Origin of the sequence: Citrifermentans bremense, assembly GCF_014218275.1 — a bacterium.
In the GTDB taxonomy this organism is placed as follows: Bacteria; Desulfobacterota; Desulfuromonadia; order Geobacterales; family Geobacteraceae; genus Geomonas; species Geomonas pelophila.
The window spans coordinates 4324825-4346828 of record NZ_AP023213.1; the positions used below are offsets into that span (position 1 = coordinate 4324825).

At 60.2% G+C, this 22004-nt stretch carries 22 protein-coding genes; 9 read left to right on the forward strand and 13 right to left on the reverse strand.

Annotation, left to right across the window (positions count from 1 at the left end; all coding sequences use genetic code 11):
• Positions 1 to 5 precede the first annotated feature (5 nt).
• The 8 genes from nuoH to GEOBRER4_RS19355 all read right to left on the reverse strand — a co-directional run bounded on the left by nuoH (position 6) and on the right by GEOBRER4_RS19355 (position 8710).
• Positions 6 to 1055 carry an NADH-quinone oxidoreductase subunit NuoH gene (gene nuoH, locus GEOBRER4_RS19320; protein ID WP_012532345.1) on the reverse strand — a complete coding sequence of 350 codons (1050 nt, stop codon included), beginning with the start codon at positions 1053 to 1055 and terminating at the stop codon, positions 6 to 8.
• A gap of 137 nt (positions 1056 to 1192) precedes the next feature.
• A complete protein-coding gene (locus GEOBRER4_RS19325; RefSeq protein WP_185243609.1) occupies positions 1193 to 3658 on the reverse strand; it encodes a molybdopterin-dependent oxidoreductase in 2466 nt (821 codons plus the stop codon).
• A gap of 105 nt (positions 3659 to 3763) precedes the next feature.
• Complete coding sequence (gene nuoF, locus GEOBRER4_RS19330) at positions 3764 to 5545, reverse strand: NADH-quinone oxidoreductase subunit NuoF (protein ID WP_185243610.1); 1782 nt, start codon at positions 5543 to 5545, stop codon at positions 3764 to 3766.
• Between the two features lie 34 nt (positions 5546 to 5579).
• Entirely contained in the window at positions 5580 to 6086 is a 507-nt protein-coding gene (gene nuoE / locus GEOBRER4_RS19335; RefSeq protein WP_085814628.1) for an NADH-quinone oxidoreductase subunit NuoE, read from the reverse strand.
• 30 nt (positions 6087 to 6116) lie between these two features.
• A complete protein-coding gene (gene nuoD / locus GEOBRER4_RS19340; RefSeq protein ID WP_085814627.1) occupies positions 6117 to 7286 on the reverse strand; it encodes an NADH dehydrogenase (quinone) subunit D in 1170 nt (389 codons plus the stop codon).
• Between the two features lie 45 nt (positions 7287 to 7331).
• A complete protein-coding gene (locus tag GEOBRER4_RS19345) occupies positions 7332 to 7817 on the reverse strand; it encodes an NADH-quinone oxidoreductase subunit C (RefSeq protein ID WP_085814626.1) in 486 nt (161 codons plus the stop codon).
• Between the two features lie 33 nt (positions 7818 to 7850).
• A complete protein-coding gene (locus GEOBRER4_RS19350) occupies positions 7851 to 8363 on the reverse strand; it encodes an NADH-quinone oxidoreductase subunit B (RefSeq protein ID WP_015839201.1) in 513 nt (170 codons plus the stop codon).
• Complete coding sequence (locus tag GEOBRER4_RS19355; RefSeq protein WP_085814625.1) at positions 8354 to 8710, reverse strand: NADH-quinone oxidoreductase subunit A; 357 nt, start codon at positions 8708 to 8710, stop codon at positions 8354 to 8356. The genes GEOBRER4_RS19350 and GEOBRER4_RS19355 overlap by 10 nt, the downstream gene beginning before the upstream one ends.
• A 387-nt stretch (positions 8711 to 9097) precedes the next feature.
• Between GEOBRER4_RS19355 and hemL the strand changes: the two genes are divergently transcribed.
• A complete protein-coding gene (hemL, locus tag GEOBRER4_RS19360) occupies positions 9098 to 10381 on the forward strand; it encodes a glutamate-1-semialdehyde 2,1-aminomutase (RefSeq protein ID WP_185243611.1) in 1284 nt (427 codons plus the stop codon).
• Positions 10382 to 10550: 169 nt separating this feature from the next.
• Here hemL and GEOBRER4_RS19365 read toward each other — a convergent pair whose 3' ends face one another.
• Positions 10551 to 11588 carry a GspE/PulE/PilB domain-containing protein gene (locus tag GEOBRER4_RS19365; protein ID WP_185243612.1) on the reverse strand — a complete coding sequence of 346 codons (1038 nt, stop codon included), beginning with the start codon at positions 11586 to 11588 and terminating at the stop codon, positions 10551 to 10553.
• A gap of 396 nt (positions 11589 to 11984) precedes the next feature.
• Between GEOBRER4_RS19365 and GEOBRER4_RS19370 the strand changes: the two genes are divergently transcribed.
• The 5 genes from GEOBRER4_RS19370 (at position 11985) to GEOBRER4_RS19390 (ending at position 14555) form a co-directional block, all read left to right on the forward strand.
• Positions 11985 to 12227 (forward strand): AtpZ/AtpI family protein, encoded by a 243-nt coding sequence (locus tag GEOBRER4_RS19370; protein ID WP_085814622.1) that lies wholly within the window; start codon positions 11985 to 11987, stop codon positions 12225 to 12227.
• Complete coding sequence (locus GEOBRER4_RS19375) at positions 12199 to 12585, forward strand: ATP synthase subunit I (RefSeq protein ID WP_185243613.1); 387 nt, start codon at positions 12199 to 12201, stop codon at positions 12583 to 12585. The genes GEOBRER4_RS19370 and GEOBRER4_RS19375 overlap by 29 nt, the downstream gene beginning before the upstream one ends.
• A gap of 5 nt (positions 12586 to 12590) precedes the next feature.
• Positions 12591 to 13280, forward strand: coding sequence for a F0F1 ATP synthase subunit A (atpB, locus tag GEOBRER4_RS19380; protein ID WP_085814620.1), 690 nt, complete (start codon positions 12591 to 12593; stop codon positions 13278 to 13280).
• Between the two features lie 122 nt (positions 13281 to 13402).
• Complete coding sequence (atpE, locus tag GEOBRER4_RS19385; protein ID WP_012532358.1) at positions 13403 to 13678, forward strand: ATP synthase F0 subunit C; 276 nt, start codon at positions 13403 to 13405, stop codon at positions 13676 to 13678.
• Positions 13679 to 13838: 160 nt separating this feature from the next.
• Entirely contained in the window at positions 13839 to 14555 is a 717-nt protein-coding gene (locus GEOBRER4_RS19390; protein WP_185243614.1) for a phosphatase, read from the forward strand.
• Between the two features lie 133 nt (positions 14556 to 14688).
• Here the strand turns inward: GEOBRER4_RS19390 and GEOBRER4_RS19395 are convergent, their stop codons facing one another.
• A complete protein-coding gene (locus tag GEOBRER4_RS19395; protein WP_185243615.1) occupies positions 14689 to 15609 on the reverse strand; it encodes a DMT family transporter in 921 nt (306 codons plus the stop codon).
• A 90-nt stretch (positions 15610 to 15699) separates the two neighbouring features.
• Positions 15700 to 17280 carry a peptide chain release factor 3 gene (locus GEOBRER4_RS19400; RefSeq protein ID WP_185243616.1) on the reverse strand — a complete coding sequence of 527 codons (1581 nt, stop codon included), beginning with the start codon at positions 17278 to 17280 and terminating at the stop codon, positions 15700 to 15702.
• A gap of 128 nt (positions 17281 to 17408) precedes the next feature.
• Here GEOBRER4_RS19400 and GEOBRER4_RS19405 point away from each other — a divergent pair, with 128 nt between their 5' ends.
• The 3 genes from GEOBRER4_RS19405 to GEOBRER4_RS19415 all read left to right on the forward strand — a co-directional run bounded on the left by GEOBRER4_RS19405 (position 17409) and on the right by GEOBRER4_RS19415 (position 19499).
• Positions 17409 to 18116 carry a PilZ domain-containing protein gene (locus GEOBRER4_RS19405; RefSeq protein WP_085814616.1) on the forward strand — a complete coding sequence of 236 codons (708 nt, stop codon included), beginning with the start codon at positions 17409 to 17411 and terminating at the stop codon, positions 18114 to 18116.
• A gap of 2 nt (positions 18117 to 18118) precedes the next feature.
• A complete protein-coding gene (locus tag GEOBRER4_RS19410; protein ID WP_185243617.1) occupies positions 18119 to 18892 on the forward strand; it encodes a TatD family hydrolase in 774 nt (257 codons plus the stop codon).
• 109 nt (positions 18893 to 19001) lie between these two features.
• Complete coding sequence (locus GEOBRER4_RS19415) at positions 19002 to 19499, forward strand: ferritin-like domain-containing protein (RefSeq protein WP_185243618.1); 498 nt, start codon at positions 19002 to 19004, stop codon at positions 19497 to 19499.
• Between the two features lie 154 nt (positions 19500 to 19653).
• On the opposite strand, the gene GEOBRER4_RS19420 is transcribed toward GEOBRER4_RS19415, so the two are convergent.
• Entirely contained in the window at positions 19654 to 20424 is a 771-nt protein-coding gene (locus GEOBRER4_RS19420) for a lytic transglycosylase domain-containing protein (protein WP_185243619.1), read from the reverse strand.
• A 15-nt stretch (positions 20425 to 20439) separates the two neighbouring features.
• Positions 20440 to 21843: a sigma-54-dependent transcriptional regulator gene (locus tag GEOBRER4_RS19425; RefSeq protein ID WP_185243620.1), complete on the reverse strand. Its 1404-nt coding sequence runs from the start codon at positions 21841 to 21843 to the stop codon at positions 20440 to 20442.
• Positions 21844 to 22004 lie beyond the last annotated feature (161 nt).

The following is a 22004-nucleotide window of genomic DNA, read 5'->3' on the forward strand; positions in this document are numbered from 1 at the left end:
AGAGACTACTTGTTGAAGACCATGACCCAGACGCCGGTTGCGACCACGTTGAGCAGGGTCAGCGGCAGGAACACCTTCCAGCCCAGACGCATGAGCTGGTCGTAACGGTAACGCGGGTAGGTCGCCCTGATCCACATGCAGCAGAAGATCAGGAAGTACACCTTGGCCACGAACCAGAACCAGCCGGGGAGGAACGCGGGGCCGTGCCAGCCGCCCAGGAACAGGGTGGTGGTGACCGCGCAGACGGTGATCATGTTGGCGTACTCAGCCATGAAGAACATGGCGTATTTCATGGAGGAGTACTCGGTGATGAAGCCGGACACGAGCTCCGTCTCCGCCTCGGGAAGGTCGAACGGGGTCCTGTTGATCTCAGCCAGCGAGCAGATGAAGAAGATCACGAAGGCGAGCGGCTGCTTGAAGACGTACCAGGCGCCGTTGGCCTGGTCGGCAACGATCTTGTGCAGCGACAGCGACTCGGAAAGCATGAAGACGGCGATGATCGCGAGACCTGCAGCGAGCTCGTAGGAGATCATCTGCGCCGCGGAACGAAGGCCGCCCAGGAGCGAGTACTTGGAGTTGGAGGCCCAACCCGCGAGCACCACGCCGTAGACCCCGAGGCTCGCCATGGCCAGGATGTAGAGGACGCCGACGTTGATGTCGAAGACCTGCTGGCCGGCCTGGTCGTAGAAGGCCGCGATCTGCAGCGGGACCGTGTAGCCGGCGATGGTCACCGGGGCGCCAAAGGGGATGACGGCGAAGGATATGAACGCCGGGATCAAGGCGACCAAGGGAGCGATCAGGAAGGCGAACTTGCTTGCCTGAGTCGGGACGATCTCCTCCTTGAAGAACAGCTTGACGCCGTCCGCGATCGGCTGCAGCAGGCCGTGCCAGCCGGTCCTCATGGGACCCAGGCGCACCTGCATATGCCCGATTATCTTGCGCTCCGCGTAGGTGGCGTAGGCCACGGTCAGGAGCACGAAGACAAAGGCTACGAGCACTTTGGCAACCATGGCTATGTAGTACGCGACCGGCAGTCCTAAGATTAGCGTATCCATCTGATAGTCTTCCCCTCTGTTATGAATTTTGAGCTGTTAGCCGATGTATCTAAAGGGTCTCAGTTTCCGCTCCCCTTTGCTCATGGGGGGTGGAATCCCCCTCGAAGAGAGGGGGAACTAAGTTGTTGGCTGTGTGGTTACTTCTTGGCTACCGTGACGTAGGTGACCGCGGCACCGTCGGTGATGCTGTTGACGCTCCCCTCGCCGAAGTGGTAGGGGGCGAAAACGGTACCCTGCGGTACGCGCTTTCCTACTTTCGCCGCCACCTGGACGCTGCCGGTTGCCGAGGTCACGGTGACCATGTCGCCTTCGGCGATCTTCAGGCTCGCCGCGTCGGCCATCGAGAGTTCGGCGTAAGCGGTAGGGCAGACGTACATCGGGCCCTCGCCGAAGCGGGACATGGTGCCGGAGTGGTACAGCGCGCTGCCGGTCAAAAGGGCAAGCTTGCCGGCTACCGGAGCAACAGCTTTGGCAACGGCCGGGACCAGCTTGGCGGAGACCGTCACCGGAAGCACCACGCCCTCGTCGCCGAGCTTGCCCTGGGTCAGACCCTGGTAAGCGGGGACGGTGGAGGCGATCTCGGTGAAGATTTCTGCCTGGTTGTTGTAGCGCGCACCGCCGATGGCAGCGGAGAGGGTGTTGAGGATCTCGAAGTCGCTCTTGGCAAGCCCTACCGCCGGTACCGCTTTCCTCACCATCTGGACCCTGCGGCCCAGCGAGGTGAAGGTACCGCTCTTCTCGGCGAAGGAGCAGGCCGGAAGCACCACGTCAGCCAGCTGCGCGGTCTCGGTCAGGAAGAGGTCGGCGACTACCATGAACTCGACGTTCTCGAGGGCCTTCTCGACCTTCTGGCGGTTCGGGTAGGAAACCACCGGGTTCTCGCCGGCAACGAAGAGGGTCTTGATGTTGCCGTTGCCGCAACCCTCGATGATGGCGGAAGCGGAAAGGCCGGTCGATTTCGGGTAGATGCCGAGGTCGGCAGCACCCTGGCTGTTGTTCTTCTCGCCCATGATCAGGAGGCCGCACCCTTCCTTGCCGATCTTGCCGGTGAGGATGGCGAGGTTCGCCGCCGCGTTGGCGAGAGCCGCGTCGTGGCCCGGGTAGCCGAGGCCGATCGGGAGGATGATCAGCGCCTTCTCGGCGGCTGCGTAATCCTTGGCGAGGGCCGCAATCTCCTCTGCGGTGACGCCTGCCTTCTCCGCGGTCGCGTCGGCGACGGCGGCCTTCAGCTCGGCCAGGCCCGCAACGCCTTCAGCTGCGAGGCCCTGGTCGATGATCGACTTGCAGAGGGCGTTGAAGAGAGCCACTTCGCTGCCGGGGGTGTGGACCGTGGTCTTGGCGCCCGGGAGGCGGGTGAGCTTCCCTTTCTTGTCGGAAACGATGCGCAGGTCGATACCCTTGCGCTTGACACCCAGGTTCATCTCGAAACCGATTACCGGGTGGGTCTCGTAGGCGTCGCTCTTGACCACGAGGAGCAGGTTCGACTTCTGGATGTCGGCGATCTCGGAGGGAGATGCGGCGACGCCGAAGCTGGCCTTGGCGCCCTTGGTGAGGGCCGCATGGGCGTAGCCTGCGGAGTGATCGATGTTGTCGGTGCCGATGGTGCCGCGGAAGAGCTTCTCAAAGAGGAAGAGCTCCTCGTTGGTGAGTCTCGGGGTCGCCAGTGCCGCTACCGAAGCGGGGTCGCTCTTGCCGGCGGAAAGGCGGGAGGTGACCACTTCGAGCGCCTCTTCCCAGCTTGCTTCCTGGAGCTTGCCGTTTTTCTTCACCAGCGGGGTAGTCAGGCGCTTGGCGGAGTTGACGAACTGGTAGCCGAAGCGGCCGCGGGTGCAGAGCTGGCCGTTGTGGAAGCCCTGGTTCTCGTCGTAGACGGTGGTGAGGACCTTGCCATCCTTGGTCCCGAGCGTCAGCTGGCAACCGGTGCCGCAGTAGGAGCAGACGGACTTGGTCTTCTGCAGCGCCCACCAGCGCGCCTTGAACTTGAAGGGGCGGGAGTTGAGCGCGCCCACCGGGCAGACCGAGACGCAGGAGCCGCAGAACTCGCAGTTGAGCGGTCCGTCGAACTCGGTACCCATCTTCGCCTCGATGCCGCGGTTGATGAAGGTGTAGGCACCGTAGGAAACGATCTCGTCGCAGATCCTCGCGCACTTGCCGCAGTGGATGCAGCGGTTCATGTCGCGCTCGATGAGCGGGTTGTCGTAGTCGATCTCGTGGTTGAACTTCTCGTCCACGAAGCGGTTGGTGTTCACCTTGTACTCGAAGGTGAGGTTCTGCAGGTCGCAGTCGCCTGCGGCGTCACAGACCGGGCAGTCGATCGGGTGCTTGAGGAGCAAGAGCTCGAGCACGAGCTTCCTGGCCTTCACGATCTCGTCGGTCGTGGTCTGGACGATCATACCCTCGGTGACCGGGGTGGTGCAGGCGGGGATGAGACGTCCCTTCATCTGCTCGACCTCGACCAGGCACATGCGGCAGCCGCCGAACGGGTGCAGCTTCTTGTCATGGCAAAGGATCGGTATCTTGATGCCACACGCCTTGGCGGCGTCGTAAATGGTGGCGTCCTTTTCTACCGCAACCTGTGTTCCGTTTATCGTAAGATTTACCATCTCGACCTCTGTCTCCGTGAAATCGGTTCAACGTTCAATGTTCAACGCTAGATTCGGCTCGTTCCGGGTTCGACCTCGAAGTCGAACCCGGAACGTTGAACCGTTTTATTCAATGGCCATGAAGCGGCAGGCGTCGTAGCAGGACTTGCACTTGGTGCAGTTCTCCTTGACCAGTTCAGCCACCTGTCCCTTCTCCCACTTGATGGCGTTGGACGGGCAGGCCCTGAGGCAGGCGCCGCACTTAACGCATTTCTCGGGAACCACCTGCCAGAGCAGAAGCTCCTTGCAGGAGTTGGAGGGGCAGCGCTTGTCGATGATGTGTGCCTCGTACTCGTTCCTGAAGTACTTGACGGTGGAGAGGATAGGGTTCGGAGCCGTCTGCCCCAGACCGCAGAGCGACGCCTTCTTGATGGTCGCCCCCATCTCCAGCAGGGTATCGATGTCGGCCATCTCGCCGCGGCCCTCGGTGATCCGCTCCAGGATGTCGAGCATCGCCTTCAGGCCGATACGGCAGGGTACGCACTTGCCGCAGGACTCCATCTTGGTGAAGGACAGGAAGAAGCGGGCCACGTCGACCATGCAGGTGGTCTCATCCATGACGACCAGACCGCCGGAGCCCATCATGGCGCCCGCCTTGATCAGCGAGTCGTAGTCGACCGGGGTGTCGAGCACCTCGGCCGGGATGCAGCCGCCGGAGGGGCCGCCCGCCTGGACCGCCTTGAACTTGCGGTTGTTGGCGATGCCGCCGCAGACCTTGTAGATAACGTCCCTGACCGACATGCCGGCCGGAACCTCGACGAGGCCTGTGTGCTTCACCTTGCCGGTGACCGCGAAGATCTTGGTCCCCTTGGTGGTGTCGGTGCCGAGCGAAGCGTACCAGTCGGAGCCCTTGTTGATGATGTGGCGCACGTTGGCGAAGGTCTCGACGTTGTTGATGTTGGTCGGGAAGCCCCAGAGGCCCTTGACCGCCGGGAACGGCGGACGGGGGCGCGGCATGCCGCGCTCGCCCTCGATGGAGGCCATGAGAGCCGTTTCCTCGCCGCAGACGAATGCGCCGGCGCCCTTCTTGATCCTCATGTCAAAGTCGAAGCCCCACCCCTGGATGTTCTTGCCCAGGTACCCCTTCTCGTAGCAGGTGTCGAGCGCCTTCTGGAGACGGTCGATGGCCAGCGGATACTCGGCACGGACGTAGACGTAGCCGGCGTCGCAGCCGATGGCGTAGGCGGCGATCATCATCCCCTCGATGATGCAGTACGGGTCACCTTCGAGGATGGAGCGGTCCATGAACGCACCCGGGTCACCCTCGTCTGCGTTGCAGATCAGGTACTTGTGGTTCCCCGGAGAAGCGGCGCAGAAGGACCACTTCATGCCGGTGGGGAAACCACCGCCCCCGCGGCCACGAAGACCGGACTTCTTGACCTCGTCGATGACTTCGGCGGGCTTCATTTCCTTGACGCACTTTTCGATTGCCTTGAAGCCGTCTTCCTCGATGTAGGCGGAAAGAAGCTCGGGGTCGATCTGGCCGCAGCCGGTCATGACCACGCGCATCTGCTGGTCGACGAAGGTGTTGTAGTACTCCTTCGCCTTTTTCTTCTCGATGATTTCGTTGTTGACTATGTGCTGATCGAGAATGGCCTCGACGTCCGCGGGCACGACGAAGTCGTAAGTGACCCTGCCCAGTTCCGGAGTGATGACGTCGACGAGGACGTCGTTGGCGCAGAGGCCGCGGCACCCAGTCTTAACGATGTCGCAACGCTTCCCTACCTGGGCCACGATACCCTTTTCAGCGATCAGCCTGGTGAACTCGGCCTCGACCTGCTTGGCGCCGGCAGAAATACCGCCGGTACCCTGACAGATTAATATTTTTACTGCTGCGTTATCACTCATGACAAAAGGTCCCCTGCTCAAAAATTGACGTCGGCTACTTCATCGGCCTTTGGTTGTAGGTTTCCACGATCTCGTCCACCTTCTGCACCGTCATCTTGCCGTAGGTGTCATCATTAACCATCGCCAGGGGAGCCATGCCGCAGGCCCCAAGGCAAGCAACCTTTTCAAAGGTGTAGCGGAGGTCCGGCGTGGTCTCGGCGTGCCCGATTCCCAGGCGGCCGAAGAAAGTCTCCACGATACGCTCCGCCCCCTGCACGTGGCAGGCGGTACCGACGCAGACCCTGATGATGTAGCGGCCGCGGGGCTTCAGGTGGAACTGCGCGTAGAAGGTCAGCACGCCGTAAATCTGGCTCGGGTAGACGTTCAGCCTCTCAGCCACCAGGTCGATGGTCGGCTTGGGGACGTACCCGTAGGAATCCTGAATCCCCTGGAGCACCGGCATAAGGTTGCCCGGCAGAGTCAGGTATTTGTCAATGATATGATTGGCCTCGGCCAGATCGATTTCTTCGGCCGGAATTTCTTCGGCTGGAGCGTTAGACATTTACCCCATCTCCTTTAGTTATCGTTTGAATTACCGGTCTATTTCGCCAAGAACGATGTCGAGCGTTCCGATTACTGCCACGAGGTCCGCGATCATCGAGCCTTTGGCCATCTTCTCGATGGCACCCAGGTTGACAAATGAGGGGGGACGCACCCTCATGCGGTACGGTTTCGAGCTGCCGTCGGAAACCATGTAGTAGCCGAGCTCCCCTTTCGGGTTCTCGACACCCTGGTAAACCTCCCCTTCGGGAACGGGGAAGCCTTCGGAAGCGATCTTGAAGTGGTGGATCAGCCCCTCGATGGAGTTGTAGACGCTCTCCTTCGGCGGGTAGCAGACCTGCGGCGCATCGGCCAGGATCGGTCCCGGCTTCAGGCGCTTCATGGCCTGGTCGATGATCTTCACCGACTCGCGCATCTCCACGAGGCGGACCTTGTAGCGGTCGAAGGTGTCGCAGTTCTCGCCGACCGGCACCTTGAAGTCGTACTTCTCGTAGCCGGAGTAGGGGAGGTCGCGCCTGAGGTCGAAATCGACGCCGGAGCCCCTGAGGGCCGGGCCGGAGATGCCGAAGTCGATGGCGTCGTCTGCGGAGATGACCCCGTTGCCGATGGTCCTCTGCAGCCAGATGGTGTTCTTGGTGAGGAGACCTTCGTAGGTGTCGAAGTGGCCCGGGAAGGTGTCCAGGATCTCCTGGACCGCGGCCTCGAAACCGGCCGGGAGGTCACGGGAGAGCCCGCCCACGCGGAAGTAGTTCGAGGTCATCCTGGCACCGGAGACCATCTCGTACAGCTCCATGATCTTCTCGCGTTCGCGGAAGGCGTAGATGAAGACGGTCATGGCGCCGATGTCGAGGGCGTGGCAGGCGATCCAGACCAGGTGGCTCTTCAGACGGGTCAGCTCCGCCATGATGACTCGGATGGTCTCGGCCCGCTCGGGAACCTCGATGCCGAGGAGCTTCTCAACGGCCAGCACGTAGCCCAGGTTGTTGTGCATGGGCGCCAGGTAGTCCATGCGGTCCGTAAGCGGCAGCGCCTGGTGGTAGGTGCGGTGCTCGGAGAGCTTCTCGATGCCCCGGTGCAGGTAACCGATGTGAGGAGTAATCTTCTGTATCACCTCGCCGTCCAGCTCTACTACGAGCCTCAAAACGCCGTGGGTACTGGGGTGCTGGGGCCCCATGTTCAGTGTCATTATTTCGCTAGCCATTGATCGCCTCTATTTTTTGGAGATGGAAATCGTCCTGGTTTTTGACTAAGACAGCCGACCCTTGTACGGTTCGCGGTCCGGTCCCTGCAGCGGGTAGTCCTTCCTGAGCGGGTGCCCAACCCAGTCGTCGGTCATCAGGATGCGCACCAGGTTCGGGTGGTTCTTGAAGTCGATGCCGAACAGGTCGTAGGCCTCGCGCTCCAGCCAGTTGGCTGAATTCCAGAGCGAGGTGGCGGAGTCGATGGAGCAGTCCGCCTCGGTCACCGGCGCCTTCACCCTGATGCGGTCCTTGTTCGGGATCGACATGAGGTGGTAGACCACCATGAAACGCGGATCCTGGCCCAGGTAGTCGACGGCGGTGACGTCGGTCAGGAAGTTGTAGCGAAGGTCGTCCCTGAGGCACTTGAGCACCTCGAGGATGTTCTCTTTCTTCACGGTGACCGTCACCTCGCCCCGATATTCCTTGCAGTCGAGGAGGGCATTTGCGAAACGCTCTTTCAGTTTCACTACAGCGCGATTATTTTCTGCCATGTCAGCCTTACCTTTCCCTTTGGTCGTTGTAGATTAAGCAGCCGGTTCGAGTCTTTCGCCCAAGCCGATGGAAGAGCCGAAAGAGTTGCGCTCGTTGGCAATCTTATCCTGGAGCTTCATAAGGCCGTAGAGGAGTGCCTCCGGACGCGGCGGGCAGCCCGGGATGTAGACGTCGACCGGAAGCGCCTCGTCGATACCCTGCACGACGGAGTAGGTGTCGAAGACGCCGCCGGAGCAGGCGCAGGCGCCCATGGCGACCACCCACTTCGGTTCGGGCATCTGCTCATAGACAGTCTTGATGACCGGAAGCATCTTCTTGGTCACCGTGCCGGCGATGATGATGCAGTCAGCCTGGCGGGGTGAGGCGCGGAAGATGATACCGAAACGGTCCAGGTCATGCTTGGCCGCACCGGTCGCCATCATCTCGATCGCGCAGCAGGCAAGACCAAAGGTCATCGGCCAGATGGAGGACTTCCTGGCCCAGTTGACCAGGCTGTCGAGGGAAGTCGTGATGATGTTTTCGCCAAGCGGCTGATCTACTCCCATTCCAGTGCTCCTTTTTTCCAAACGTATACGTATCCTACGAAGAGGATGACTATGAAGACTCCCATCTCGATGAGGCCGAACATGCCGAGCCTCTTGAAGAGGACTGCCCAGGGGTACAGGAAGACCGCCTCGATGTCGAACAGGATGAAGAGCATCGCAATCAGGTAGAACTTGATCGAGAAACGCTCCCTTGCGCTGCCGACAGGCTCGCAACCGCACTCGTAAGGCGCAAGCTTCACAGTGGACGGCTTCTTCTGGCCGATGAGGCTGGAGAAGACCACCGAGCCCAGGCCGAACAACACCGCTATGACAACCAGCACCAAGATTGGCAGATAAGCACCAAGCATCCCTATCCTCCCGTACTCCTAAGGTTTGTTTTTTGTTGCATGCACGCGGAAAAGCCGTATACTGCACACTCCTTGAGCGTCAAACCCCAAACTTTTCGTAACTTGCGAAAGGATGCGGCGTCAAAAAGGTATACTGTATACAACATCGGGTCAGAAAATTATTTCATTTCACCCACTTTGTCAAGCACAAATTATCTTGAAATCTTTGCCTCATTCCGCAGAAACCGTATACTTTCCCGCGCACATGACTCATTAGCAGAGACCCCCTTCCGCGCTAATCGGAAGCCTCCCTCCCAAAACTTTTTAATTTCTTGACAGATAAGCCGCACGCGTGCTACCAAACAGCCCATTATTTGTCAATTAACAGCGAGTTAGGAGAATCAGCCCATGCAAAACAGCCGCTCGACCAAACTCTTCCAGCAGGCGCTTCAGTCCATCCCCGGCGGCGTCAACAGCCCGGTACGCGCCTTCAGGTCCGTTGGCTCCGATCCGCTCTTCATCAAGAAGGCCCAAGGCCCCCGCATCTACGATGAAGACGGCAACGCCTTCATCGACTACGTCGGCTCCTGGGGTCCGATGATCCTCGGGCACTGCCACCCGCAGGTGGTCGCCGCGATCAAGGCCGCGGTCGACAACGGCGCCAGCTTCGGCGCACCGACCGAACTGGAGATCACCCTGGCCGAAATGGTGATCGACGCGGTTCCCTCCATCGAGATGGTGCGCATGGTGAGCTCCGGCACCGAGGCGACCATGAGCGCCATCAGGCTCGCCCGCGGCTACACCGGCCGCGACAACATCCTCAAGTTCTCCGGCTGCTACCACGGCCACTCCGACTCGCTTCTAGTCAAAGCGGGATCCGGCGCCGCCACTTTCGGCGTGCCCGACTCCCCCGGCGTCCCCGCCGACCTCGCCAAGCACACCCTGACCGCGACCTACAACGACCTCGATTCGGTCCGGGCGCTGGTGGCTGCGAACAAGGGGAGCATCGCCTGCATCATCGTCGAGCCGGTGGCGGGCAACATGGGGACGGTCCCCCCCAAGGAAGGGTTCCTGGAAGGGCTCAGGAGCATCTGCAGCGAGGAAGGGATCGTGCTGATCTTCGACGAGGTGATGTCCGGCTTCAGGGTCGCCTACGGCGGGGTTCAGGAACTCTACGGGGTGACCCCCGACATGACCACCCTGGGCAAGATCATCGGCGGCGGGCTTCCGGTCGGGGCTTTCGGCGGGAAAAAAGAGATCATGTCGCTTCTTTCACCGGCAGGCGGAGTGTATCAGGCCGGGACCCTTTCCGGCAACCCCCTGGCCATGACCGCCGGCATCGAGACCCTGAAGCTCCTCAAGCAGCCCGGCTTCTACCAGAAGCTGGAAGAAAAGAGCGCTTTCGTTGCGGAGGGGATCGCCAAGGCCGCCAAGGACGCCGGCTTCCCGATCTACTCCACCCGCGTGGGTTCCATGTTTTGCGCTTTCTTCTCGAAGGACCCCGTCTACGACTGGGACAGCGCCGCCAAGTGCGACACCAAGGCCTTCGCCAACTACTTCAAGGCGATGCTCAACGAAGGTATCTACCTGGCGCCGTCGCAGTTCGAGACCGCTTTCGTCGGCGCCTCCCACAGCACAGAAGACCTGGAGCTGACCATCGCTGCCGCGGCCAAGTGCTTCAAGGCGCTGTAGCGGGCGGCGGCATTAACCCTTGTTCAGGGGAAGATGGATCGCGATCTCCCCTGCTTGCGCTAATGCGCCCCTTGCAGTCGGAGGTCATTTATATTTATTAATTAAGAAGGGCGCCCAGCTATGCTGTGGCGCCCTTTCTTGTTTCCTTCCTTTTGGCTCTTCCGGGAGCTTATACCGTCATGATGCGTTTCCTGAGCGACAGCATCTCGAAGCTCAACCCGGCCATCACCGCGACCCGCTGCAGCTCGAACGCCCCGCCGCCGAGCCTTCCCCCTTGGTCATTTACGCAGACAACCCCCAGCACCTGCCCCCCCAGCACCACGGGGACCAGCAGTGCAGCACCCGGGACCTCCCCGCCCATCGCCCTCAGCAGCAATCCATCACCTTGGTTCGTCCCCAGCTCCCCTAGAAAGAGCCGCTTTTCCTCCACTACCCGTTTCAGCTCCCTTGTCTCGGTGACGGCAGCGGCAAAAAACGGGAAGCCCTTGAGGTGCGCACCACGGTCCACCGCCTGGACCCCGTGGGCCGCCCCCCCTTTCAGGCGCAGAAAGGCTCCCCGGTCAAATTCCCCCGCCAGGTAGGCCAGCAGCCCCTGCACCACGTCGGACTCGCCGGCCGCTTGCGCCAGCCGCTCAGACAGGTCCTTCAAGCTGACACGCTCCCAAGCATGGTCGACCTTCCCTCCATCCCAGGCGGGACCGCCGCTCCCCCGCTCCGCAAGGGTGGCGGCGAAGCGGCTCCTGGCACCCCCTTCGACCGGGATGTAACGCATGGGGCGCTTCACCCCGAAGATCCGCTCCAGTGCTATGCTGAGCCTGAGTTCGGAACAGACCTTGGGCAGGACGACCATCCCGGTCATGAAGGCGATATCTTCCAGGGCCTTGAAATCGTATGGGTTCGTCATCGCCACGGTTAGGCGCTTGCCGTCCAGAGCGAGGGGGAGCACGCGGTACCGTTGCACCAGTTCCAGCGGGAACATCTTCAAGAGCGATTCCGGAATGGAACCGAGCTCGGCAGGGTGGACGCAGGGGACCCCCAACTGCTCGCTCAAGACGCGGGCCAACTCTTCCTCTTCGACAAGCCCCATTTCCACGAGGTTGGTACCGAGCCTCCCTCCGTATATGGATTGCGCGTGGAGAACCTGTTCCAACTGCTCTTCAGTCAAGGTCCCAACCTTTAGCAGTATCTCGCCAAGCCGAGCGGACATGTGGCACCTCCTGGCAGGAGCAGACGGTTTAACTGAAATGATGACAGGGCAGCGGGTGCGCCATATTAAATAATTTTCACATTCTACCCAGCCGAGCGGCAGGCGCAACCGCTGCAACTCCACCCGACTGTGCCTTTGCCGCCGCTTCGGCTGCCGGCAGACAACGATACTGCGGCAGTAATCGGATGAGGCAAAGGTTTCGAAGCGTCCACCTGCAAAGCTGGTAAAATGAGCGGCAGCGCGCCGGGCACCGATGAAAAAAGGCGTGACACCGCGATAAATCATTATTTTAATTGATTGGATAAACAGGAATTTATTGACATCGCCACCGCTACCGTGCTATTTAGCCTTGGTTTTCCTACCCGTAGTATGTATACGGGAAAGAGAGCGACCCACATGGATGAGGACAAGAAGGACCTGCTGAGAACGCTCGGGATGGTCTCCACGATGGGAATTTCCTTCGCGGTTGCCATCGTCATCGGCGTATTCGCCGGGCTGAAGCTGGACGAATGGTTCGGGACCAAGCCCTGGTTTTTCTACATTTTCCTTTTCTTCGGCATTGCGGCAGGTTTCCGCAACATCTTCATACTAGCGGGAAAAGAACTGCGCGATGACCGGGACGAGACTAAACGAAAGTAATCTCTTCGCCTGGCTGGTCGGGGGAAGCCTCCTGGTGAGCGCCGTTGCAGGCGCCATCTGCGCGCTCCTTGTCTCCGGCAAGTTCGGCGGCTCCCTTTTCATCGGGGGGTGTCTTGCCACCGCCAACTTTCTCTGGATGAGAAGGGGGGTGGAAGCGGCGTTGCAGCTGCAACCGAGGAACGCCTCGCGCTTTGCCGTGCTGCGCTACCTGCTGAGACTAGCCGTTATGGCGGTCGTACTCTATCTGCTGATCGTCCGGCTCGGGCTCGACATCTTCGGCCTTTTGCTAGGGCTGTCGGTCCTGGTCCTGAACATAACGGTATTTTCAATATATTTGTCCACCCGTAAAGGAGGCTAGCAGCAATGGTTCATCCGTATCTATTCCTTAATTTCTTCCGCGAACTGCTTCACCCCCTCGGTTTCTCCGAGGCTGGGGCTGACGCAGTCGTTTATACCTGGCTGATCATGATCGGCCTGGTTGTCCTTTCCATCGCTGCCACCAAAAGGCTGCAGGCCGTTCCTTCCGGTCTCCAGAACTTCATGGAGGTCATCGTGGGCGGCATCGAGAACATGCTGGTGGAGACCATGGGCGAGCACGGCAAGCCGTTCTTCCCGCTGGTCGCGACCCTGGCGCTCTTCATCCTGGTGTCGAACCTGATCGGTCTGGTCCCGGGCTTCTTCCCGCCAACCGCCAACATCAACACCACCGCAGCCTGCGCGGTCGTCGTGTTCGTCACCACCCACATCGTCGGTGTCAAACACCACGGCGCCGGCTACATCAAGCACTTCCTGGGCCCCATCGCGTGGCTCGCCCCGATGATGTTCTTCATCGAGGTGATCGGCCACCTGAGCCGCGTGATCTCCCTGACGCTGCGTCTCTTCGGTAACATGAACGGCCACGAGCTGGTCCTGATCATCTTCTTCGGCCTGGCTCCGTTCCTGGTACCGCTGCCGATGATGCTCATGGGCGTCTTGGTCTCCTTCATCCAGGCCTTCGTGTTCATGCTGCTGGCGATGATCTACATCCAGGGCTCGCTGGAGCACGCACACTAGAAAAACAGATTAAGACTAAGATTGAGGTTAAGAAAAGCCTCTCCTTAGTCTTAATCTTTATCTTAATTTCGCTTTTTAATTCCTATACTATTTAGGAAAAATACGCAGCAAAGGAGAAACAAATGGAATTCTTTACTATGTGTGTACTCGCAGCAGGCATCGGCATGGCTCTCGGCACCCTCGGCACCGGCATCGGTCAGGGTCTCGCAGTTAAGAGCGCAGTTGAAGGCACCTCCCGTAACCCCGGCGCTTCCGGCAAGATCCTCACCACCATGATGATCGGTCTGGCGATGATCGAGTCCCTCGCCATCTACGCCCTGGTTGTCTGCCTCATCATCCTCTTCGCTAACCCCTACAAGGACATCGCCCTCGAACTGGCGAAATCCGTAGCGAAGTAATTTCTTCTCTGAAGAAGCAAAAAGGGCGTGCCGAAAGGCGCGCCCTTTTTTTGTTACCCCAGCCTGACCTGTCCGACCTGTCCGACCTGTCCGACCTGCTTCACCTTCGCGCGGCCCCTGCGCCTTGACTTTTTCCGACCCGTGTGGAATATTCCCACCCATGAAAATACTTGCCGACATGCACACCCACACCCTTGCATCAGGGCACGCCTACTCCACCATAAACGAACTTGCCCATGCCGCTGCTCAGGCAGGGTTGCAGGGGCTGGCGATCACCGACCACGGTCCCGGGCTACCTGGCGGCCCGCACCGTTTCCACTTCAACGCCCTGCGCTTCGTGCCGCAGAGAATCGGAGGGGTCCGCATCTTCCGGGGTGTCGAGGCCAACATCATGGACCCGCAGGGGACCCTCGACCTGGATCAGACCCTTCTGGAAGAACTGGATTTCGTCATGGCCGGGTTCCACGAGGACTGCGGCATCTGCGGGCAGGACATCGACCGCAACACCCGGACGCTCCTCGCCGTGATGGAAAACCCGCGTGTCAAATGCATCTCCCATCCAGGAAACCCCGTCTTCCCCCTGCGCTACGAGGAGATCGTGATGGGTGCTCTTGCCACCAGCACCGCGCTGGAACTCAACAACTCATCGCTGATGTCGGTGAGCCGCAAAGGAAGCGTGGGGAACTGCAGCGAGATCGTCAGGCTCTGCGCTCAACTGGGGGCTCCCATCATGGTGGGGAGCGACGCTCACATCGCTCAAGGCGTCGGGGTCTTCGACGATGCGCTGAAACTGATCGCTGAGGCAGGGGTGTCCGAGGGGCAGATTATAAACGCGTCGTGGCAGAGACTTCTGGACTTTTTGGAGATAGAGGAATAGTGGACAGAGGTAGCGCGCCCTCTCAAGGGAACGAGGTCACGAAAATTAAGAAGGCTTTCCGGTTGCTCCCCGGAAAGCCTTTTTTGCTGTCATCTCCTGTACTTTTCATCCCTATGGACCTTTGGAATCTTCGTCAGCGCCCCTTGCCCGACATGGAGGTCGCGAGGACGGCCAAGCCGGCGAAGAGAAGGGGGATGCCGCAAAGGGCAAGCGGGGTGAGCCGCTCGCCGAGGAACAGGATCCCCAGGAGGGCTGCCACCAGCGGCTCCGCTAGTGAAAGGGTCACAGCCGACGCCACCGGGACGCTGCGCAGCCCCCTGGCGAAGAGCCAGTAGGAAAGCGCGGTGACCACGACGCCAAGGTAAAGCACCACCGCGATGCCGCTGGGCTGTGCCAGCCATTGCAGGTTCGATACGAAGAGAATCGGCGACAGCAGCAGCGCCCCAAGCGAGAAAACCACCGCCATCACGGCTTCAGAACTCCGCCCGGGGAGAAGCACCTTGATGGACATGGTGTAGCAGGCGTAGGAGAGACCCGCCCCCAAGGCGAGCAGTATGCCGACGATGTCGACGGCGATGGCTCCGCCTCCCCCCACCAGCAGTCCGCAACCCGCAAGCGCCAGAACGGTCGCCGCCCCCCAGGCCCTGCCCGGCCGCTCGCCCCTGAAGATCAGTCCCAGCACCCCGGCTAGGACCGGGGAACTCCCGATTGCCACCAGCGTACCGACTGCGACGCCCGTCCGGCTCACCGCTGTGAAGAAACTCAACTGGTACGCGGCGACGAAGGCGCCGGCAAGGAAGGTGGCGCGAAGCGGCCAGCGGCCGGTGCCGAGCCCCCCCCTCAGGAAGGCGAGCAGCATCAAGGCCGCCCCTCCGACAAGAAGGCGCAGCGCTCCCAGGCTCCAAGGGCTGACCCCTGCGGGCGCCAAAGCCTGGGAAGTCCCTGAGGTTCCCCAAAGGACGCCGGCGGCCAAAACCAGCAGGGCACCGGCACGCACCCCCGTGGCTGTCGGCTCGGCCGCGGACTGCGCCACTGTTTCCGACTCTGATTCCATAATTCCCTTGATAACGCCTGCCGCGGATGGAGCCCCTACCCAAGAGGGTTCTCAGAGGTACTCAGATTCTCCGTGGCAAGTAGTCTCGGTTTAGCTGTGCTCGCGGGTGGCGTGGAAGGTGAGCTCCTTCCAGTTTTCCATCGTGTTGTCGAGACGCCACTGGCTCCCTGCCAGGTAGGCGAGGTTCCCCTCTCCGTCCTGGTAGAGGCTCATCGCCTCCTTCTTCTGGAACTCGTCGAGCTTCTTCCTGTCGCCGGTCACCCAGCGCGCCGTAACGTAGGAGACCGGCTCGTACACCGCCTTTACGCCGTATTCGTGCTCGAGGCGGTGCATTACGACGTCGAACTGCAGCATCCCCACCGCTCCGACGATCCAGTCTGCGCCCATAAGGGGGCGGAACACCTGGGTGGTCCCCTCCTCCGCCAGCTGTACCAGCCCTTTTTCCAGTGACTTCGACTTGAGCGGGTTGAGGATCCGCACCTTCCTGAAGTGTTCCGGGGCGAAATTCGGTATCCCCGTGTACTTCAGATCTTCCCCCTGGGTGAAGGTGTCGCCGATCTTTATGGTGCCGTGGTTATGGATACCAATGATGTCGCCGGCATAGGCCTCGTCGACGTTGGTGCGGTCCTGCGCCATGAAGATGGTGGCGTTGGCGATCTGCACCTCGCGCCCCAGCCGCAAGTGCTTCACCTTCATGCCGCGCACGAACTTGCCGGAGCAGATCCTGAAAAAGGCGATGCGGTCCCGGTGCGCCGGGTCCATGTTTGCCTGGATCTTGAAGGTGAAGCCGGTGAAGGGCTCCTCGTAAGGGGAGACGATGCGGGAGGTGGCTTCGCGCGGCAGCGGCGAGGGGGCGTTCTCCACGAAGGAGTCGAGCAGCTGCTGCACCCCGAAGGTGTTGATGGCCGATCCGAAGAAGACCGGCGTCTGCTTCCCGGCCAGGTACGCCTCTGCATCGAAGGGATGCGCCGCGCCTTCGAGCAGCTCCACGTCGTTGCGCAGTTCCTCGACTTGGCTTCCCAAAAGCTCGTCGAGCAGCGGGTCGTCCAGTCCCTTGACCGTAACCACCTGCCCCACGCCGCGATCGGCCTCGGGGTCGTAGAAGGCGATCTCCTTGGTATATAAATGGTAGGTGCCGCGAAAGCGCTTTCCCATCCCGATGGGCCAGGTCATCGGCGCGCACTGGATATTCAGCGTACTTTCGATATCATCCAGGAGGTCCAGCGGTTCGCGCCCCTCTCGGTCCAGCTTGTTGATGAAGGTCATGATGGGGGTATTGCGCAGCCGGCAGACCTCGAGAAGTTTCTTGGTCTGGCTTTCAACACCCTTCACCGAGTCGATAACCATGAGCACGGAGTCCACGGCGGTAAGCGTACGGTAGGTATCTTCTGAGAAGTCGTTGTGGCCCGGGGTATCCAGCAGGTTGATCTCGAAATCGCGGTAGGTAAACTTCATCACTGACGAAGTGACGGAGATTCCGCGCTGCTTCTCCATCTCCATCCAGTCGCTGGTGGCATGGCGCGCCGATTTCCTGGCACGGACCTCGCCCGCCTGCTGGATGGCGCCGCCAAAGAGGAGCAGCTTCTCGGTTATGGTGGTTTTACCTGCGTCGGGATGGCTGATTATGGCGAAGGTGCGACGCTTTTTTATATCTTGCTCGTTGTACCGCATCTACTGGGACTCCCGTTCAAAATGTACTGGACAAAAGAAAGGCGAAGAGGGTATCTTCGCCGACTGACAGGGTATTATAATTGCACAGCGTGAACCCAAAGGGCAATAATTATTTTCTAGGCGGAACGATGAACGACACATACCAAAGGCTGAAAATAGCCGGAGCAGCGCAGGACAGCGCCGACATCATCGCCACCCTTGCAGCCATAGAGAATGGGACGCTGAAAGACGATCTTAGGCTGCTCAACTTTTACCGCGAGGTCCCGGTCAGCTATCCGGCCGAGGTGCTGACGGTGGAGAGGGACTCGGTCGAGCTGCTGGTGCACCAGGTGCAGGCAGTCGTGATCTCCCGGGACAGACTGACCGTACTGAAAAGCAGCCATTTTCCCAAGGATGTGGTGGCCGCCGTCACCTACGTCAACGTCGAGAAGTCCCGGGTGGTGCTTTCCAAGTTGAGCTACGGCGTAGTCCGTGCCGACCGCAGGATGTCGGTACGCGTCGAGATGGGGAGCTCCGTCAAGGTCACCTTCGAAGGCCAGGACGAAAAAGTCGACGGGACCCTGCATGACGTGTCTTTGACAGGGGCGTCAATCAAGGTCCCGTACGACCCCATGTTCCCGGTAAGCGAGAAGGGGGAACTCACCATCGCTCTCCCCGGCGGAACCATCAAGGTGCCCGCTTCGCTGCTGAAAGTCATCTACAACGACGACGGCTGCCGCCTGGTCTTCGAGATCTCCCCCTCCCGTGCAGCTGAAGGGAGCATCTCCCAGCACATCTTTCAGCGCCAGGTCGAGATCATCAAGGAACTGAAGGACCATCCGGCCATAGGCGGCTAGCGGTGCTTTTCGACAGCCACTGCCACCTGGACGATCCGCGGCTTTTTCCCCACCTGGGGAGGCTCATTTCGGAGGCAGGGGCTGTAGGGATCACCGGTTTCCTGGTCCCCGGCGTTGCACCCGAAGGATGGGGTACCATCAGCACCCTCTCTGCAACATTCCCCCAGATCTACCCAGCCTTCGGCGTGCATCCCATGCACGCAGACCTGCTCACCCCCAAAGCCGTGTCAGATTTATGCCGGCTGGCAGGAACCGCCAGCGCCATCGGCGAAATAGGCCTCGACTACCTTATCCCCTCCCCCTCGCGCCAGCTCCAGCAGCAAGCGTTCAGGACGCAGTTGCGCATCGCCGCAAAGGCGCAGCTGCCGGTGCTGCTCCATTGCCGCAAGGCATTCGCGGACCTTCTATACATCATGGAGGAAGAAGGCTTTTGCTGCGGCGGCGTCATGCATGCCTTCTCAGGCAGCCTTGAAACGGCACGCAATTGCCTGCGCCGCGGCCTGCACATCTCCCTTTCCGGAAGCGTCACCTACGCCAATGCACGGCGGCCGGTAGAGGTAGCAGCTGAAATCCCCTTGGACCGCCTGCTGCTTGAGACGGATGCTCCCGACCTGGCGCCGGAGCCCCACAGGGGAAGTGTCAACCTTCCGTCCTATCTTTTGGAGACTGCATCACGGGTGGCGCAGATCAGAGGCATGGCGCTCGGGGAGCTGGGTGAGACCACCACCGGGAACGCAGCCCGCCTCTTCAGACTCAAAGTCAATCTTCCCAGCTAAGCCTTCGAATTAACAATAATTAACCTCCTGATTCGCCTCATTGACCTTGTCAGGCTCTCCGTTATACTCATTGCCAAGCAATCCCACTGAAGCCTACGGAGGTGCAGCCATGTTCAAGGAGTACACACTGCAGGAGGCGCTGAAGCTCGCTATCAAGACGGAAAAGGAGAGCATGGACTTCTACCGGAAAGCGGCTTCAATTGCAAAGGACGAAGGTTCCAAGAAGGTTTTCACCCTGCTGGCCGGCGAAGAGGCAGGGCACCTGAAAGCGTTCTTCGACCATTACAAGGGGAGAGACCTGGGCGACCTGGAGAGCTTCATGGCTTCGCCCCCCGACCGGCAATCCGCAACACACCAGGCGCTGGAGCAATCCATCGCCGAGGGAACCGGCGAGCAGAAAGCGCTCGAAATCGCGCTCAAGGAGGAGAAGTCCTGCGTCGACTTCTACACCATCCTGGTTAAGGACATCGTCGACCCATTGGTGCGCCGGGTCTTCGAGACGGTGATCCGTGAGACGCAGGGACACCACGACATGATCGAGGACGAGTACATGCGGGTCATGACCATGGTGCACAGCTCGGACCAGAACATCTACGTCAGGGAGTAGGGGGGCGTGCTTCGGCCGAGGGTCGCTTCGCTGTGGACCTGATGGACGAAACGCACTACATAGATCTGGTGGACACGGAAAAAGTTCCTCAAACAAAAAGCCTTCGCACCAAACGGTGCGGAGGCTTTTTTTACGCTCTAGTCAACTTTCTGTCTTAGGCGACGTACTGGGTGTAGTACCCTTTCACCTTGGCCAGGTACTGCCGGGTCTCCCTGGGGAGTGCATCGGTGCCGTGGCGGTCGACGTTCCCCGGCCCCCAGTTGTACGCTGCCAGGGCCTGGTCGAGGTTCCCGTTGTAGCGCCGCAGCATGTCCTTCAGAAACCTGGTCCCCGCCATGACGTTCTGCTCGGCATCGAAGGAGTCGCTGACACCCAGCCCCCTGGCGGTTGCCGGCATCAACTGCATCAGCCCCTGCGCTCCGGCAGAGGAGACGGCGTTCGGGTTGAAATTGCTCTCGGCCTTGATGACGGCCCTGATCAGCCCACTGTCGATTCCGTAGCGGCTGCTCGCCTTTTCGATTATCGCGTCGACGCTGCCGTCGCCGGCACTGCTCGGGACTTCCGGCAGTTTGCCCGCCTCGAAATCGCTCTGCTGCACCTTGAAGGCTGCCTCGGGCCCATCCCCGCGCGCTGGGCTCTGTGGCCCCGACTGACCCTGGGGAAGCTGTTCCAGGAAGCGGCCCAACACTCCCTGCACGTCGATTTGTTTCGGGGGGGCGACGTGGTCCGGGTCCGCGCCTATGGCGAGCGCTGAGTTGAGCATCTTCAGGCGCAGCAGCTCCGCTGTCGCCTCAGGCGAGACCTCGCCCTCGCTTCCTTTCTGTGCCAGGTACTCCTCGAAACGCCCCGCATCCGTTTCGGATACCGTCCCGACCTTCCTTGCCGCCGCCACGCCGGGCGCTGTGACTACCGGATTTATCGACATGAAACTGCTCCCTTTTTACGGGGTGACCGATCCCTCCCCGTAAACGAGTTTCTTTTTCTTCAATTTCTCTATCAGCGTGGTCCGCTTCAGGTTGAGAAGCTCGGCGGCTTCCTTCTTGTTGCCGCCGCTTTTTTCCAACGCCTGAAGGATCAGTCGGTTCTCGAACTCCTCGACGGCGCTGTTCAGGCAGAAGCCGGTGTCGGGAAGGGTCATCGGCTCGCCGTGGAGCACGGGCGTGGTCCGGCCGCCGCGGTACTTCTCCGGGAGGTCGTGGATGTTGATGACCCCGGTCGCTTTGATGATCACCAGCCGCTCGACCAGGTTCTCCAGCTCGCGTACGTTGCCGGGCCAGTCGTAGTTGCTGAGTATTTCCATCACCTGCTTGTCAAAACCTTGAACCTTGCGCTGCTTGCTCCGGTTGAACTTCTCCAGGAAGCTGTTCAGAAGCAGTGGCACGTCGGAACCCCGCTCCCGCAATGGTGGAAGCATGATCGGAATCACGGAGAGGCGGTAGTAGAGGTCCTCCCTGAACTCCTTGGAGGCCACCATGTGGTCCAGGTTCTGGTTCGTGGCGGCGATGATCCTGACGTCGACCTTCTTGGAACGGGTCGAACCTACCGGCTCCAACTCGCGGCTTTGCAGCACGCGCAAAAGCTTCACCTGCAGGTTGGCTTTCATGTCCCCGATCTCGTCCAGGAACAGCGTCCCCTTGTCCGCCATCTCGAAGCGGCCGATGCGCGACGCTACGGCGCCGGTGAAGGAGCCCTTCACGTGTCCGAAAAGCTCGCTCTCCAAGAGTTCGTCCGGGATGGCGGCGCAGTTGAGCGCCACGAAGTTCTTGTCGGAGCGGTTGGAGAGGTCGTGAATGGCCCGTGCCACCAGCTCCTTGCCGGTACCGGACTCGCCCTGGATCAGGACGGTGGAATCGGAGGTAGCGACCTTCTCGATCATCTCGAAGAGCGAGAGCATCTTTTCGCTCTCCCCGATGATGTTGTTCAAGAGGGCTCTGTTCTTTATGCACGGTTTGGACCGAAAACTCTTGCTCTGCAAAGCCTGGTGCTCGAGCCCCCTCTTCACGTGGGTCTCCAGCTCCTCCAGGTTGAACGGTTTTTCCAGGTAGAAAAAAGCCCCTGCCTTGAGGAGATTGGCAGTCATCTCGAAGTTGGCAAAGGCGGAGTAGGCTATGGTCACTATGTCCGGGCGAATCGACTTCAATTGCTTGATGAACTCAAGCCCGTTGACCCTGGGCATCATGATGTCCGTTATCACCATCTGGACTTCGTGGAGTTCGATCTTTTGCAAGGCGTCCTGCCCGTCGAAAGCTTGGTAGACCTGGTACCCTTTGTAGCTCAGGAAGGCTGCTACGAAGTCACGGGTTTTCTTGTCGTCGTCAGCGATCAGAATTTTCGGCGTTTCCATCGTTTCCCCGATTTCGGTTAAAGTTGCTCTGAATCAAGCCGATACAAAAACGGTGTTGCCCGGAACTATAGCGGGATATTTCGGCAATGTCAATAAAATGACTTGCCTGTTGCCGCCTCCGGTGTCAATTATTTGCACTTGCCCCCGCAGGGGCGCCTTCC